Annotated in this window: 13 protein-coding genes; 3 read left to right on the forward strand and 10 right to left on the reverse strand. The window is 71.7% G+C overall.

Annotated features, from left to right (window positions below; genetic code table 11):
- Positions 1-245: 245 nt before the first annotated feature.
- From JI746_RS16865 to hutI, 4 genes are all read right to left on the reverse strand, one after another.
- Positions 246-845, reverse strand: coding sequence for an NUDIX hydrolase (locus JI746_RS16865; RefSeq protein WP_236599911.1), 600 nt, complete (start codon positions 843-845; stop codon positions 246-248).
- An 86-nt stretch (positions 846-931) separates the two neighbouring features.
- Positions 932-2,284, reverse strand: coding sequence for a formimidoylglutamate deiminase (locus JI746_RS16870; RefSeq protein WP_201691125.1), 1,353 nt, complete (start codon positions 2,282-2,284; stop codon positions 932-934).
- A complete protein-coding gene (gene hutG, locus JI746_RS16875) occupies positions 2,277-3,074 on the reverse strand; it encodes an N-formylglutamate deformylase (RefSeq protein ID WP_201691127.1) in 798 nt (265 codons plus the stop codon). The genes JI746_RS16870 and hutG overlap by 8 nt, the downstream gene beginning before the upstream one ends.
- On the reverse strand, positions 3,071-4,291 hold the full coding sequence (hutI, locus tag JI746_RS16880) for an imidazolonepropionase (protein WP_408004108.1): 1,221 nt from the start codon (positions 4,289-4,291) through the stop codon (positions 3,071-3,073). The genes hutG and hutI overlap by 4 nt, the downstream gene beginning before the upstream one ends.
- A gap of 54 nt (positions 4,292-4,345) precedes the next feature.
- Between hutI and hutU the strand changes: the two genes are divergently transcribed.
- Both hutU and hutH read left to right on the forward strand, forming a co-directional pair.
- Positions 4,346-6,049 carry a urocanate hydratase gene (gene hutU / locus JI746_RS16885; RefSeq protein WP_201691131.1) on the forward strand — a complete coding sequence of 568 codons (1,704 nt, stop codon included), beginning with the start codon at positions 4,346-4,348 and terminating at the stop codon, positions 6,047-6,049.
- Entirely contained in the window at positions 6,046-7,602 is a 1,557-nt protein-coding gene (hutH, locus tag JI746_RS16890; RefSeq protein ID WP_201691133.1) for a histidine ammonia-lyase, read from the forward strand. The genes hutU and hutH overlap by 4 nt, the downstream gene beginning before the upstream one ends.
- 4 nt (positions 7,603-7,606) lie before the next feature.
- Here hutH and JI746_RS16895 read toward each other — a convergent pair whose 3' ends face one another.
- From JI746_RS16895 to JI746_RS16905, 3 genes are all read right to left on the reverse strand, one after another.
- A complete protein-coding gene (locus JI746_RS16895; RefSeq protein WP_201691135.1) occupies positions 7,607-7,936 on the reverse strand; it encodes a hypothetical protein in 330 nt (109 codons plus the stop codon).
- Between the two features lie 223 nt (positions 7,937-8,159).
- Entirely contained in the window at positions 8,160-9,179 is a 1,020-nt protein-coding gene (gene pdxA / locus JI746_RS16900) for a 4-hydroxythreonine-4-phosphate dehydrogenase PdxA (RefSeq protein WP_201691137.1), read from the reverse strand.
- The gene (locus tag JI746_RS16905; RefSeq protein WP_201691139.1) at positions 9,176-10,411 is read right to left on the reverse strand and encodes a four-carbon acid sugar kinase family protein; all 1,236 of its coding nucleotides are present in this window, start codon (positions 10,409-10,411) and stop codon (positions 9,176-9,178) included. Before JI746_RS16905 ends, pdxA begins: the two co-directional genes overlap by 4 nt.
- Before the next feature lie 122 nt (positions 10,412-10,533).
- Between JI746_RS16905 and JI746_RS16910 the strand changes: the two genes are divergently transcribed.
- Complete coding sequence (locus JI746_RS16910) at positions 10,534-11,958, forward strand: FAD-binding oxidoreductase (RefSeq protein ID WP_201691141.1); 1,425 nt, start codon at positions 10,534-10,536, stop codon at positions 11,956-11,958.
- A gap of 370 nt (positions 11,959-12,328) precedes the next feature.
- Here the strand turns inward: JI746_RS16910 and JI746_RS16915 are convergent, their stop codons facing one another.
- From JI746_RS16915 to JI746_RS16925, 3 genes are all read right to left on the reverse strand, one after another.
- Entirely contained in the window at positions 12,329-13,717 is a 1,389-nt protein-coding gene (locus tag JI746_RS16915) for a sensor histidine kinase (protein ID WP_201691143.1), read from the reverse strand.
- 100 nt (positions 13,718-13,817) lie between these two features.
- On the reverse strand, positions 13,818-14,093 hold the full coding sequence (locus tag JI746_RS16920; RefSeq protein WP_201691145.1) for a YkvA family protein: 276 nt from the start codon (positions 14,091-14,093) through the stop codon (positions 13,818-13,820).
- Between the two features lie 123 nt (positions 14,094-14,216).
- Entirely contained in the window at positions 14,217-15,548 is a 1,332-nt protein-coding gene (locus JI746_RS16925) for an ATP-binding protein (protein ID WP_201691147.1), read from the reverse strand.
- Positions 15,549-15,550 lie beyond the last annotated feature (2 nt).

Consider the following 15,550-nt stretch of genomic DNA (forward strand, 5'->3'; position numbering starts at 1 on the left):
GATGCAACACGCTGCGTCTTGTAAGTCATTGATTTACATCAAGGGTCCCCACAAAGTTCGCATTTTTCTAATCCGACGAACGGTATTCAGTACTTTCCCGAATAATCCTTTCGGCAACGCTTCCGGGCGTGAGGAAGGTCACTGCCGGCGCTCTCCAATGGCAGATAGCGCGTCGAAAATGCGTGCGCTGCGTGGGTGGGAGCCAGCTTTTGTTTCCTGGCGCCGCGCGCCTGGCCTGATACACCTCAGCGCCGCGCGAACTCCGGCTGCTCGAAATGCGCCACGCGCGTCGATCGCCCCAGCAGGCAGACTTCGCGGAACTGATACAGGAAGGCGGCGGTCGGCGCCGCGATCCAGCCGCTGCCCACCGGCATGCGCAGCATCGGGTGCACGCTGTCGTGGCAGGGTTCCAGCATGGGAGCGTCGGCGCGCAGGAATTCGGCGAGCGGGATGCGGTGGATGCTCGCCACTTCGCCCGCGTTGGGCGCCAGCAGGCGCGCCTCGCCGCCCCACACGACCACCGGGGTGATCGCGAATCCCGAGTGGGTCACGTAGTCGTCGAGGCGCCCGAGGATCGCTGCCGGCCCGAGTTCCAGGCCCACTTCCTCGTGCAGCTCGCGCAAGGCCGCCTGTTCGGCCGCCTCGCCCGCATCCATGCGCCCACCAGGGAGGGCCCACTGCCCCGCGTGGGCGCGCAGACCGGTGGCGCGCCGCGTGAGCAGGATGGCGGCCTCGCGGCTCCAGCCCACCGGTGCGGGCACGTCGGCGAGCCGCGCGCCGTCCCCTTCTTCGATCAGCGTCAGGGCAACGGCGGCGGGGCGCCGGCTGCCAGGCGTTGCGTGCAAGGGTACGAATGGCTGCAAAGCCTGGTGGATGCGTGCCCGCAGCACGTCGTCCAGGAGCAGGGCGGGCGCACGGCCGGCGCCGGGCATCACCACAGCGACTGCACGGCGCTGGCGAACGCCTCGGGTTCACGCGGGAACGCCACGTCTCGTCCGGCGACGCACACGCGCGCCATGGGCGCGCGCGGCGACGAGAAGACCAGCGCGTCGAGCAACTGTGGCAAGGGCACGCCCAGCAACGCGGGCGACTGCAGGTCGGGCAGGCAGAAATCCGCCCGCTCGCCGACCGCTAAGCCGCCCAGGCGCAGTCCGGCCGCGCCGCTGCCGCCGGCCAGTGCCTGCCCGAACAGCGCACCACCGGAGCTCTCCTGCCCCACGGCACGGGCGGCGACATTGCGCTGCCGCAGCACCAGGCGCTGGGTGTATTCGAGCAGCCGCAGTTCCTCGCACCAGTCGCGCGTGACGTGGCTGTCCGAACCGATGCACCAGCGCCCCTCCAGCTCCAGCCAGGTTCCCAGGTCGAACACGCCGTCTCCCAGGTTGGCTTCGGTGCTGGGGCACAGCACGATGCAGGCCTCGGCCTCGCGCAGGCCCTGCAACTCGGCGACGGTGCCGTGCGTGGCGTGCACCAGGCTCCACCGGGCGTCGAGATCGACATGTTCCAGCAGCCATTCGATGGGCCGCTGCCAGTGGCGCGCCAGGCACTCGCGGATCTCGGCCCGTTGCTCCGCGATGTGCAGGTGCACCGGCATGGCTGCGGCACGCGCGGCGGCGGCCGTCTCGCGCAGCGCGCCTTCGTCGACGGCGCGGGTCGAATGCAGCGCGATGCCGCAGGTCAGGCGCGGTCCCCCCTCGCGGCGCAGCTTTTCCGCGATCCGCAGCACGAACTCCGGCGTCGAGGCGAAGCGGCGCTGGTCCTCGCGCAGCCCGCCGGCGCCGAATCCCGAGCGCATGTACAGGGTGGGCAGCAGCGTGAGGCCGATGCCGGCGTGCTGCGCAGCGCGCACGAGCGCCAGCGACATTTCCAGCGGATCGGCATAGGGCCGGCCATCGACGTCCTGGTGCAGGTAGTGGAACTCGCAGACGTGCGTGTACCCGGCCTGCAGCAGCTCGGTGTAGAGGAAGGCCGCGATCGCCTCGAGCTGCTGCGGCGTGATGCGCAGCGCCGCGGCGTACATGCGGTCGCGCCAGCTCCAGAAGTCGTCGGCGCCGGCTGCGCTGCGTTCGGTGAGGCCGGCAATGGCGCGCTGGAACGCGTGGCTGTGCCCGTCGACCAGCCCCGGCAGGATGGGGCCCGCCAGCACCTCGGCGCCCTGGGCACCGTCGCACTCCACCCGCACATCGGACCAGGCGCCGTCCGCGCCGGCGACCAGCAGCACGTCGCGCGCCCAGTCGCCGGCGATCCAGGCGTGCGGTGCGAAGAACCGGCGCCCTTCAGCCATACAGCTTGCGGCAGGCCGCGAGCGCCGCCTCGACCATCGCGCGCACCACCGGCTGCACCTGCGAGGCGCGCTGCGCGATCCAGTCGTAGGGCGGCTCCTCGCGCATGTAGGTGCACTGGCACATCTCCAGCTGCACGGCGTGCACGTGTTCGGCGGGCCGCCCGTACCGGCGCGTGATGTAGCCGCCCTTGAAGCGGCCATCGAGCACGTGCGTGTAGCGCGGGTAGCCGGCGGCCGCCCGCACCACCGCCGCGGCCACGGTCGGCGCGGCGCTCTGGCCGCCGGCCGTGCCGATGTTCAGGTCCGGCAGGCGGCCCTCGAACAGCCACGGGATCTCGGAGCGGATGCTGTGGGCATCCCACAGCAGCACGAAACCGTGTTGGCGCCGCAGGCGGTCCAGCGTGCCTTGCAGCGCGTCGTGATAGGGCTGCCAATACTGCTGCAGGCGTTCGCCTCGTTGCGCCTCGGCGGGCGCCGCGCCTTCGCGGTACAGCGGCTCGCCGTTGAAGAAGCGGGTGGGGCACAGCTCGGTGTTGGCGGCGCCTGGGTACATCGGCTGGTCGTCCGGCGGCCGATTCAGGTCGATCACATAGCGCGAATGCAAGGGTTGCAGGATGCTGGCCCCCAGATCCCTGGCGAAGGCATAGAGGCGATCGAGGTGCCAGTCGGTGTCCTCCATGGCGAGCGCGCGTTCCACGTAGCCGCCGCGCAGCGCCTCGGGAATCCCGGTGCCCATGTGCGGGATGCTCACCAGCAGCGGCGCGCTGCCCTGGTGCAGTCGGAAGCTCATGCGATGCGTCCTTCGATCACGGTGGTGCGCCGGGGATTGAAGCCCACCGCGTAGCAGAGTTCGGCAGGATGACGCGCATCCCACAGCACGAAGTCGGCGCGCAGGCCGGGGGCCAGCACGCCGCGGTCGTCCAGCGCCAGGGCGCGCGCCGCGTTGCGCGTCACGCCGGCCAGGGCCTCCTCGGGCGTGAGGCGGAACAGCGTGCAGCCCATGTTCAGCATCAGGAGCAGGGAGGTACATGGCGAGGTCCCCGGATTGCAGTCGGTGGCCAGCGCCATCGGCACCCGGTGCTCGCGCAGCAGCGCGATCGGCGGAACGCGGGTCTCGCGCAGGAAGTAGAAGGCGCCCGGCAGCAGCACCGCGACGCTGCCGGCCTGCCCCATGGCGCGCGCTCCGGTGTCGCTGAGCCACTCCAGGTGGTCGCAGCTCAAGGCGCCGAAGGACGCAGCGAGCGCCGCGCCCTGGCTGTCGCTCAGCTGCTCGGCGTGCAGCTTCACGGGAAGGTCCAGCGCCTGCGCCGCGTCGAACACCCGCCGCGTCTGCGCCGCGGAAAAGCCGATGCGCTCGCAGAACGCATCCACCGCATCCGCGAGGCCTTGCGCATGCAGCGCGGGCAGCATGCGGCACACCGCGTCGACGTAGTCCTCCGGCCGGCCGTCGAACTCGGGCGGCACGGCATGTGCGCCGAGAAAGGTCGTGCGCACGGTCACCCCTTCGCTGGCGCCGAGGCGGCGCGCCACCCGCAGGCACTTCGCCTCCTCGGCCAGGGAGAGACCGTAGCCGGACTTGATCTCGATCGTGGTCACGCCTTCGTCGCACAGCGCGCGCAGGCGACGGCGCGACTGCGCGAACAGGCTCTCCTCGTCGGCCGCGCGCGTCGCCCGCACGGTCGCCAGGATGCCGCCGCCGGCACGTGCGATCTCTTCGTAGCTCGCGCCGTTCAGCCGCGCCTCGAATTCGGCCGCGCGGTCGCCGCCGTAGACCAGGTGCGTGTGGCAGTCGATCAGCCCGGGCGTGACGAGCGCGCCCTGCGCATCGTGTTCCACCGCGGCATCGTCGAGCGCCAGCGGCAGTTCCTTGCGTGCCCCGACCCAGGCGATGCGGCCGTCCTGCACCGCCAGGGCGCCATCCTCGATCAGGCCGTAGGGCGTGGCCGCGCCCACCGCGAGGGTGGCGACGCGGGCATTCGTCCACAGCTGCAGGCCCTCCGTGCGCATGCGTCCCATCGTATCCTCGCGAGGCGGGGCCTCGTGTCCCGCGGGAGCCCGACCATGTCCGATCTCTCGCAACCCCCGTCGCTCGCCGCCGGCGCCCGCCCGGTGCGGGCACCGCAAGGCACCCAGCTGAGCTGCGCCAACTGGCAGATCGAGGCGGCCTTCCGCATGATCCAGAACAACCTGGATCCGGCCGTCGCCGAAAGGCCGGACGAACTCGTGGTGTACGGCGGCATCGGCAAGGCGGCCCGCAACTGGCCGGCTTTCGAGGCGATCCTCGCCAGCCTGCGCGGCCTGCAGCCGGACGAGACCTTGCTGGTCCAGTCCGGCAAGCCCGTCGGCGTCTTCCGCACCCACGCCGGTGCGCCGCGCGTGCTGATCGCCAACTCGAATCTGGTGCCGAAGTGGGCGACCTGGGAGCACTTCAACGAACTGGACCGCAAGGGCCTGATGATGTACGGCCAGATGACGGCCGGCAGCTGGATCTACATCGGCAGCCAGGGCATCGTGCAAGGGACCTACGAAACCTTTGCCGAGGCCGGCCGCCAGCACTATGGCGGCGACCTCGCGGGCCGCTGGATCCTCACGGCGGGCTTGGGCGGCATGGGCGGCGCGCAGCCGCTCGCGGCCTCGTTCGCCGGCGCCTGCTCGCTCACCATCGAATGCCAGCCTTCGCGCATCGCGTTCCGCCTGCGCACCCAGTACCTCGACAAGGAAGCGAAGGACCTCGACGAAGCCCTGGCGCTCATCGCCCACCACACGGCACGCAAGGAGGCCGTGTCGATCGGCCTGTGCGGCAACGCCGCCGAGATCGTCCCGGAGCTGGCCCGGCGCGCCCAGGCGGGCGGCCCGCGGCCGGACATCGTGACCGACCAGACCTCGGCGCACGACATCATCAACGGCTACCTGCCGATCGGCTGGAGCGTGGAGCAATGGCAGGCGGCGCAGAAAGACCCGGGCCAGCATGCGGCCCTGAGGCAGGCGGCCGGCGAATCCTGCGCCGAGCACGTGCGCGCGATGCTCGCCTTCCACGCCCTGGGCATTCCGACCGTGGACTACGGCAACAACCTGCGCCAGGTGGCGCAGGATTTCGGCGTCGCCGACGCCTTCGCCTATCCGGGCTTCGTGCCGGCGTACATCCGGCCGCTGTTCTGCCGCGGCGTCGGCCCCTTCCGCTGGGTCGCGCTCTCGGGCGATCCGCAGGACATCCACCGGACCGACGCCCGGATGAAGGAGCTGTTCCCGCGCAACGCGTCCCTGCACCGCTGGCTGGACATGGCCGCCTCGCGCATCCGGTTCCAGGGGCTGCCGGCGCGCATCTGCTGGATCGGGCTGGGCGAGCGGCACCTCGCCGGGCTTGCCTTCAACGAGATGGTCCGGAGCGGCGAACTGAAGGCGCCGATCGTGATCGGCCGCGACCACCTCGATAGCGGCTCGGTGGCCTCGCCGAACCGCGAGACCGAGGCGATGGCCGACGGCAGCGACGCGGTGAGCGACTGGCCGCTGCTCAACGCGCTGCTCAATACCGCCAGCGGCGCCACCTGGGTCAGCTTCCACCACGGCGGCGGCGTCGGCATGGGCTATTCGCAGCACGCCGGCGTGGTGGTCGTGTGCGATGGCACTGACGAGGCGGCGGAGAAGATCCGGCGCGTTCTGTGGAACGACCCGGCCACCGGCGTGATGCGGCACGCCGACGCGGGCTACGAGAGCGCCCGGGCCTGCGCCCGCGAACACGGGCTGAAGCTGCCCATGCTGGAATGAGCCAGGGCGAGGTGCTGCAAGCCGGCGGGTTCACGCTGGCCCAGATTCGCAGGCTCTGGGAAGCGCCGGAGCTGCCGCGCGTGACGCTGGATCCGTCCTGCCGCGGGGCGATCCGCGCCGGTGCCGAGACGGTGCGGCGCGCCGCCGCCGGCGATGCGCCCGTGTATGGCGTCAACACCGGCTTCGGCAAGCTGGCCAGCACCCGCATCGCGCGCGAGGACCTGGCCTTGCTGCAACTGCGGCTGCTGCGCTCGCATGCCGTCGGCGTCGGCCCGGCGCTGCCGGCGCGCGTGGTGCGCCTCGTCCTGCTGCTCAAGGCGGCGAGCCTGGCGCGCGGCTACTCGGGCGTGCGCGAGGAGGTGGTCGACGGCTTGCTCGCGCTGCACAACCGCGGCCTGGTGCCGGTGGTGCCGGCCCAGGGTTCGGTCGGTGCTTCCGGCGACCTGGCGCCGCTCGCGCACCTGGGCCTGCTTCTCATCGGCGAGGGCGAGGCCTTCGTCGGCGGCGAGCGCATGCCGGGCGCGCAGGCGCTGGCGCACGTCGGCCTGGCGCCGCTGCAGCTCGGACCCAAGGAGGGCCTGGCGCTGATCAACGGCACGCAGGTCTCGACGGCGCTGGCGCTCGATGCGCTGCTGGCGGCCGACCGCCTGTTCGAGGCCGCCGTGATCACCGGCGCGCTGACGCTGGATGCCGCCCGCGGCAGCGACGCGCCCTTCGATCCCCGCATCCACGCCTTGCGCGGCCAGCCGGGGCAGGTCGATTGCGCCGCCGCCTACCGTGCCCTGCTGGTCGGCAGCGAGATCCGCCGCTCGCACCTGGAGCAGGACGACCGGGTGCAGGATCCCTACTGCCTGCGCTGCCAGCCGCAGGTGATGGGCGCGTGCCTGGACCAGATGCGCCATGCCGCGCAGGTGCTGCTGCGCGAGGCCAATGCGGTGACCGACAACCCGCTGGTGTTCGCCGACGGGGGCGCGATGCTCTCGGGAGGCAACTTCCACGCCGAGCCGGTGGCGCTGGCCTGCGACGGCCTGGCGCTGGCCATCGCCGAGATCGGCGCCATCGCCGAACGGCGCGTGGCGATGCTGGTCGACACGGTGGTGTCGCGCCTGCCGCCCTTCCTCACGCCCGAGCCGGGGCTCAACTCCGGCTTCATGATCGTGCACGTCACGGCGGCGGCGCTCGCCTCGGAGAACAAGTCGCTGGCGCATCCCGCCAGCGTCGACAGCCTGCCGACCTCGGCCAACCAGGAGGACCATGTGAGCATGGCGACCTTCGCGGCCCGCAGGTTGCAGCCCATGCTCGCGAACACTGCGCACATCGTCGCCATCGAGTTGCTGGCGGCGGCACAGGGCATCGAGTTCCTGCGACCGCTGGAAAGCGCGCCGGCGCTCGAAGGTGTGTTGCGCCTGGTGCGCAGCATCTCGCCCGCGATGGTGGCCGACCGCAGCCTGGCGCGGGACATCGAGGCGGTGCACCACCTGGTGGCGGCCGGCGACGTCGGCCATGCCACCGAAAGGCAGATCGCGGAGCTGCAGGCGCTGCGGATCGGGTGAGGGCTCAGCCGGAAACGGCGGGCAGGTTCGGGAGGGCGAGGGTTCCCAGGTCCGCCGGCATGCGGTGGTCCAGGGCGGCGGAGACGCCCAGGCACACGATGGTGGCGGCCAGCGCCTGCTTCCAGGCGAACCGCTGGGCCAGGCGCCCGCGCAGCCTGGCGACGGGCGAGAGGGGCACGCGCTTGACCGCAGGCTCGGCGGGCACGCGCCAGCCCAGGTCGATGCGCTCCAGCGCACCTTGGGCCTGGAGGGCGGTGATCAATTCGGAGGCGCCGGCGAGGTCGAGTCCGGTCTGGGAGAGCAGCCAGCCGGCGGTGACCGGCCCCAGCGTCATGCGGCTGCAAGCGCCAAGCACCCGCGCGGTCCGGAGGGGCTCCGGAATCCGCGGCCAGTGTTTCAGGCGGTAAGCATGACTCCCATCGAACGCGTCTTCTGCCGGAAGTGGCCTCTTTTCGTGCCCGTACATCTGGTTTCTTCCTTTACGCAGAGCGGAAGTGTGCCCGCCATGGTCGGGCAGCGCCAGATGACGGTTTGCCTAGGCCCTGTCAGCCACTTCCTTACGGGAAGCTGATGAACGGTCGCTCGCCCGTCGTGGGAGCAAGTTCCACCGCCTGCCGCAGCGCTTCAACCAGGCTGCGCTCGTCGGCGACGCCCTTGCCGGCGATGTCGAAGGCCGTGCCGTGGTCGACGGAGGTGCGCACGAAGGGCAGGCCCACCGTGACGTTCACCCCCGCGTCCAGGCCCAGCACCTTCACCGGGCCGTGGCCCTGGTCGTGGTACATCGCGACCACCAGGTCGAAATCACCGCGCAGCGCGCGGTAGAACAGCGTGTCGGCCGGCAGCGGGCCCTGCACGTCCCAGCCCCGGGCCCGGCAGACTTCCACGGCCGGCTGGATCTTGCTTTCCTCCTCGCCGCGGCCGAACAGGCCGTTCTCGCCGGCATGCGGGTTGATGCCGCACACGCACACCCGGGGCGCCGCAACGCCGGCGCGCTGCAGCAGGGTGTAGCCGCGGGCGATGGTGCGTTCCACCAGCCCCGGCTCGATGCGCTCCACGGCGTCGAGCAGGCCGATGTGCGTGGTGACGTGGATGACGCGCAGGCGCGGCGCCATCAGCAGCATCGAGACCTCGGGCGTGCCGGTCAGCTGCGCCAGCATCTCCGTATGGCCCGGGTAGCGATGGCCGGCGGCGTGCAAGGCCTCCTTGTTCAGGGGCGCCGTGCAGATGGCCGAGAGTTCGCCGGCCAGCGCGAGCCGCACGGCCTGGGCGATGTAGGCATAGGCGGCGGCGCCGCCGGCCGGCTGCAGGCGCCCGAAAGGCAGCGCGCTGGTGGCCTCGCCCACGCGCAGGCAATGCACCACGCCGGGCGTCTTGCGGACTTCGGCGCAGCGCTGCACCTCGCGCACCTCGACCGCGCTGCCCGTGAGATGCGCCGCCTGCTCCAGCCGCTGCGGGTCGCCCAGCACCACGGCGGCCATCCGCGCGTGGATGTCCGGGCGCGCCAGCGCCTTGACGATGACCTCGGGGCCGACGCCGCACGGGTCGCCCATGGTGATGCCGATGAGGGGTTGTGTCATGCCTTGTTTCCGGGGGTGGGCTGGCCGCCGCTCACGTTGCGCAGGTGGCGCAGCACGCGCACCAGGGATTGGCTGTCGCCGAAGCCGCCGGCCTTGGTGACGACGAAGCGGGCGCCGTCACGGCTCAGGCAGATGCCCGGCTCCAGTTCGCCCAGCACCTGCAGCCGTTCGACGCCGAGCCGGTCCAGCACCGCCCGGGCCGTGTCGCCGCCGGTCAGCACCAGGGTCGACGCGCGCCGCAGCAGCGGTTCCGCAGCTTGCGCCATGCGATGGACCAGCATGCGCGAGGATGCGGCCGGCGCGGTGCCGGAGACGGCCAGCACCACCGGGGCGCCGCGTTCGGCGCAGGCCTGCGCCGTGGCGACGGTCTCGGCCACCACGGCGGGGCTCTCCAGCCACGTCGACGGATCGAGGCGGGCCACGTGCACGTCCGCCTGGCTCGCCAGCTCGTCGACCTGCTGGGTCGTCACGGCCGAAAAACTGCCGATCACCGCCACGATCGGCGGATGGTCGCGGCTGGGCGCCAGCATCGGATGATCCCGTCCGCCGGCCTGCAGCAGCTCGGTGGCCAGTGCCTTGCACAGGCCGGCCGCCCCCACGGCCAGCAGCCGCACACTGCGCGAGACGATCACGATGGCCAGCGCGAGCCGGCGCAGGTCCTCAGCGTCGCTCGCGTCGACGACGATCACGCGGGTGCCCTGTTCCAGCCGGCACAGCAATTCGCGCGCCAGTGCGGCGGCGGTCTGGCCCTGCGGCGGGTGCAGCAGCAGCGCCTCGGGGTCCACCGGCGCGAGCAGCCCGATCAGGTTGAGCGGTTGCCCGGTGGCGTCCAGCCGCGCCTGCCCGTGCACGTGCAGCACGCCCTGCCTGAGCGTACGCCCCTGCGTGGGCAGCGCCGGGCAGACGATCGCGGCTTGGACGGCCTCGGGCACATCGAGCACGGCGCGCAGCTCGTCGGCCAGGTGGCCGCGCAGGGTGGAATCGATCTTCTTGAACAGCAGGTCGCCGCCCGCGCGGTGCGAGCTCGCGTCGCGCACGATGGCTGCCACGCGGGCCACGGCGACGGGCGCTTCGTGGACCCGGGTGTCGCTGTCGACCACCCAGTTGCCGCCCACCGGCAGCGGGCCCGTCACCACCAGCGGCGCCGGGCTGACCGAGGCCTGCGCGAGCGCCGCCGCGCACTCGGCGGCACCCGAAAGATCGTCGGCGATGACCTGCAGGCAACGGGACATGGAACGGGACTCGCGGCAACTGTTCAATCCCGCCAGTATCCCCGAGCGCCGGGGCCTTCCCGTGGCCGGGATGTGACACTTCCCCTTGCGCCGCCGGCCTGCCTGGCCGATAACCTCGTGCCATGAACGCGCCCATCTCCCACGCCCGGCTGCTGCCTCATGTGGACCAGCAGGAGATCCCGCCTGCGCTGCTGCAGGCCTTGCAGGCCCGCTTCGGCCAGCGCCTGTCCACCGCGATGGCGGTGCGCGAGCAGCACGGCCGCGACGAATCACCCTTCGCCGTGCCGCCGCCCGGCGCCGTGCTGTTCGCGGAGAGCACGGCCGACGTCTCCGATGCAGTGGCGCTGTGCAGCCAGTACCGCACGCCGGTGATCCCGTATGGCGCCGGCTCCTCGATCGAGGGCCACCTGCTGGCCGTGCGCGGCGGCCTCAGCATCGACGTGAACCGCATGAACCGCGTGCTCGCCGTCGATGCCGACGACCTCACCGTGACGGTGCAGCCGGGCGTCACGCGCAAGCAGCTGAACGAGGCGATCCGCGACACCGGCCTGTTCTTCCCGATCGATCCGGGCGCGGACGCCTCCCTCGGCGGCATGAGCGCCACGCGCGCCTCCGGCACGAACGCGGTGCGCTACGGCACCATGCGCGAGAACGTGCTGGCGCTGCAGGTGGTGACGGCCAGCGGCGAGGTGATCCGCACCGGCACCCGGGCGAAGAAGTCCTCCGCCGGCTACGACCTCACGCGCCTGTTCGTCGGCAGCGAGGGCACGCTGGGGCTGATCACCGAAGTCACGCTGCGCGTGTATCCGCTGCCCGAGGCGATCTCGGCGGCGGTGTGCTCCTTCCCCACCATCGCCGACGCCGTGCAGGCCACCATCGAGACGATCCAGCTCGGCGTGCCGATCGCGCGGGTGGAACTGATCGACGCCAACAGCGTGCGGATGGTCAACGCGCACAGCAAGCTGGCGCTGCGCGAGGAGCCGATGCTGCTGATGGAGTTCCACGGCTCCCCCGCCGGCGTGCAGGAGCAGGCCGGGACGGTGCAGGAGATCGCCGCCGGCCACGGCGGCAAGGCCTTCGAATGGGCCACCACGCCGGAGGAGCGCACCCGCCTGTGGACGGCGCGGCACAACGCCTATTTCGCCGCCGTCCAGTCGCGCCCCGGCTGCCGCTCGATCACGACCGACACCTGCGTGCCGATCTCGCGGCTGGCCGACTGCCTGCTGGAATCGGTGGCGGAGGCCGATGCCAGCGGCATCCCGTACTTCCTGGTGGGCCACGTCGGCGACGGCAACTTCCATTTCGGCTACCTGGTGGACCCGGCGAACGAGCGCGAGTGCGACCGCGCCGAGGCGCTGAACGAACGCCTGATCGCGCGCGCCCTCGCCATGGAAGGGACCTGCACCGGCGAGCACGGGATCGGCCTGCACAAGATGCAGTTCCTGGAGGAGGAGGCCGGCCCCGGTGCGGTGGACATGATGCGCACGATCAAGCGCGCGCTCGATCCGCACAACATCCTGAATCCGGGGAAGATCTTCGCGGATTAGTGCGGAGGTCTAGGCTGCTCGGCGAAACCGACCCGGACCGAATGCGAAGGCGAGAGGGCTTCCACCGCAGGCGATTGCGTTGCGGTGCCGCGCTGCGCTCGTTGCCTTCGGTCCGGCACAGGACGGCTTTGTCCGCCTCACTCCATGTCCCCCGGCGCGGTTGAGAGCACGGGCCTTGGCTGATAAGGCGCCCGCGCTCCTCCTTTACTTCCGGAGTCGGACAAAGCCGTCCTGCGCCTGCGGCGTTGCATGTTGGAGCAGCCGTTGCCCCGGGGTCAGCCAGGAGCGCAGCGCTACGATGCTCCTCAGGGGCCGGACCGGAGGCGACGCCGCTCATCCCTCGGCGCGGCACCCCCGGTCACCGCGCCAGCTACTCCGCGTAGCCCTCGATCGTCATCGGCAGCCGGGCCTGCACCAGCGTCCCGCGGCCAGGCGTGCTGCGGACCACCATGGAGCCGCGCAGCAGTTCGACCCGCTCGCGCATCCCGGCCAGGCCGAGGTGGCCCGGCGGCGCGGCGCCGGCCGTGTCGAAGCCGCAGCCGTTGTCGCCCACCTCCACCAGCACCGAGTCGGCGTCGCAGGACAGGTCGACCTTCAGGGCCGAGGCGCCGCCGTGGCGCAGGCCGTTGCCCAGCGCTTCCTGGATCAGGCGGTACATCGTGGTCTTCACGGGCCCGGCGGGCTGGCCGCTGCCGCCGCCACCGCCGTTGGACACCGTGATGTGCGAGCCGGTCTTGCGCTCGAAGTCCTGGGCGGCGCGCTGCACCACGCCGAAGGCGTCGAGGCGATCGATCTCCGGCAGCTGCAGCCCCACGCAGGTGGCGCGCAGCTCGCGCATGGCCGATTGCAGCGCGGCGCGCACCAGCGCGGCCTCCTCGCCGTTGCCATGCGCCTCGCATTTGCGCGCGAGCGACTCGAACTGCATGAGGCCCAGCGCCAGGTCCTGGGCGGCGCCATCGTGCAGGTCGGCGGCGATCTGGCGCAGGAACTGGTCGTTCAGCGTGGTCGTGCGCACGGCGGTCAGCCGGATGTGGTCGCTCAGCTCCTGGTTCCTCTTCAGCACCCCGGACAACTCCGCCACCTTGGCCCGCAGCTGCTCGCGCTGCGAATCGATGGTCTCGCTGCCGCGGCGCACCACGCCGAACAGCAGCAGGTACATGGCCAGCATGATCCCGCCCACCACCAGCCAGCTGCCGATCTGGGCTGTCCGCACCTCCTGCGCCATCTCGTCGGTGGTCTGGTAGAACTCGGCCACCGCCAGCACGGTGCCGCGGCCGGCGGCGTGCACCGGGCTGTAGGTTTCGAGCAGGCGCTTCCAGCGCGTGCGCTCGAGCTCGTTCTCGCTCTCGTCGAGCTCGCTGAGGCCCGACTGCACCCGCCCCTGGAAGGCGCTGGCCAGGCCTTCGTCGATGGGATATTGACGCCCGATCAGGGCCGGGTTGGTGCTGTAGACGATGCGGCCGCGCGCGTCCCAGATCTTGAAGGCGACGATCTTGCGACCGAGCGGCGTCTCCGTCATCAGCCGGTCGAGCGCGGCCCGGTCTTCCGGTCTCAGGTCGCCGCCGGGTTGCAGGTGCTGCAGGTGCGGCGCGATGAAGCTGTCGACGTAGAGGCTCGTGACCCCGGCGATGCGGTTGCTCACCCCGCGCTCGATGGCCGTGCCGACATACCAGCCGAGCGCCAGCATCCCGAGCAGCACGATCGGGAAACTGGCGACCAGGAACTGGCGCGAGAGGGTCAGGGGCGAACGCAGGGGCATGGCGTCCCGCGAACTTAACCCGACGGTACTAAGGTGGGGAGGCACCAAAGTGCCGCCTTGACCCGCAAAGGAGCAGGGACTTCCCCCTAGGACCCGGCTTCTAGACCGTCCGCCGCGCCGCCGCTGCCGCCGCGATCTCCGGCGGCAGGCGCTTGAGCAGCCAGCGGATCGCCAGCGGCACCAGCACCAGGTCGTCGAGCGCGCCGACGAAGGGGATCGCATCCGGGATCAGGTCGATCGGCGAGAGCACGTAGAGCACGACCAGCACGGCGCCGATCTTGAGCCACCGGGGGGCGGCGGGGTGCCGCAGCGCGAACCACAGCTGCCGCGCGTCGCCGCGCACCAGGGTCCACAAGAGGGTCAGGCGTTTCCACATGGCTGGTTGCTTCCGGTGAAGGCCCCCCACGGGGCCGTGCGACGGCTCACTTGGCACCCCGGCGGCCCATTGCAAGGCACGCACGGGCCATGGTGCCACCGCAATGGCCCAGGTGCAATTTCTTCACGGTGCCGGCAGGGTGATGTCGACGCGCGCGCCGCCCAGCCCCGAGCGAAGCAGCTTCAGCTCCCCGCGGTGGCTCGCCACCAGGTCGTTGACGACGGCCAGCCCGACGCCATGCCCGGGCACGCGCTCGTCGCCGCGCACGTGCAGCTGCAGCACCGAATGCGTGTCGCTGAAGCCGGGGCCGTCGTCGTCCACCTGGATGCGCAGGCGCTCGCCCTCGCGCCAGGCGCGCACCAGCACCTGCTGGCGCGCCCATTTGGCGGCGTTGTCCAGCAGGTTGCCCATCATCTCGAACACGTCGCCCTGGTCGATGCGCCAGGCGAGGTCGGTGGGGCAGTCGAGGCGGAACTCCAGCCCCTTGTCGGCATACACCTTGGAGAGGGCCTCCCGGATGCGCTCCAGCACGGGCGCGAGCGTCACCGGCGGGGCGAAGCGCGTCGCGCCGCCGGCCGCGGCCCGCCCGAGCTGGTGCTGCACGATGTCGTCCATGCGCCTGACCTGCTGCGTGACGGCCTCGGGCAGGCGCGCGGGTTCCTGCAGCGCGCTGCGCAGGACCGCCAGCGGGGTCTTCAGGCTGTGTGCCAGGTAGCTCAAGGCCTCCTTGTAGCGGGTCTGGCGCACCCGTTCCTGCTGGATCAGCGTGTTCAGGTTGTCGGTGAGGCCGGAAAGCTCCGTCGGGTAGCGGCCCTCGATCTTCGCCTGCTCGCCCGCCTCCACGCGCCGGATCTCGCCCGCCACGCGCCGCAGCGGCGCCAGGCCCCATTGCAGCAGCAGCACCTGTGCCACCAGCAGCAGCACGCCGGCCGAGCCCAGCCAGGCCCAGAGCGTGCGCGCGAACACGGCCACCTCGTGCCGGTATTCGGACTCGTCCTCCAGCACCGACAGGACCAGATGGGCGGGGCGCGGGCCGGCCTGCCAGTTGACGGCATAGCTCAGGGCCAGGTAGCTGCGCTCGCCGTCCTGCAGCGTCTCGGTGCGCAGCTGGCCGGTTTCCAGCGTGTCGCGGAACGGCGGCTGCACGCCCACGCTGGACGCCGAGCGCCATTGCTCGCGGCGGCCGGTGTTGGCGATGCTGGCGTACAGGCCGGAGCCGGGCAGCGACAGGCGCGCATTGCCCAGGGCGGTCGGCATCACCAGCGCCCCGGACGCATCCACTTCCGCGCGCGACAGCAGCAGGTCCACCGTGCCGTGCAGGCTGGCGTAGTGGGCCGCGCGCACGCTGTCCGCATGGGCGCGCTGCACGGCGATGCCGGCGGCGGCGATGAAGAACACCAGCACCAGCGCGGCGCCGAGGAGGAGTCGGGCCCGGAGCGAATAGCCGGGGGTCATCC

Source organism: Ramlibacter alkalitolerans (assembly GCF_016722765.1).
In the GTDB taxonomy this organism is placed as follows: domain Bacteria; phylum Pseudomonadota; class Gammaproteobacteria; order Burkholderiales; family Burkholderiaceae_C; genus Ramlibacter; species Ramlibacter alkalitolerans.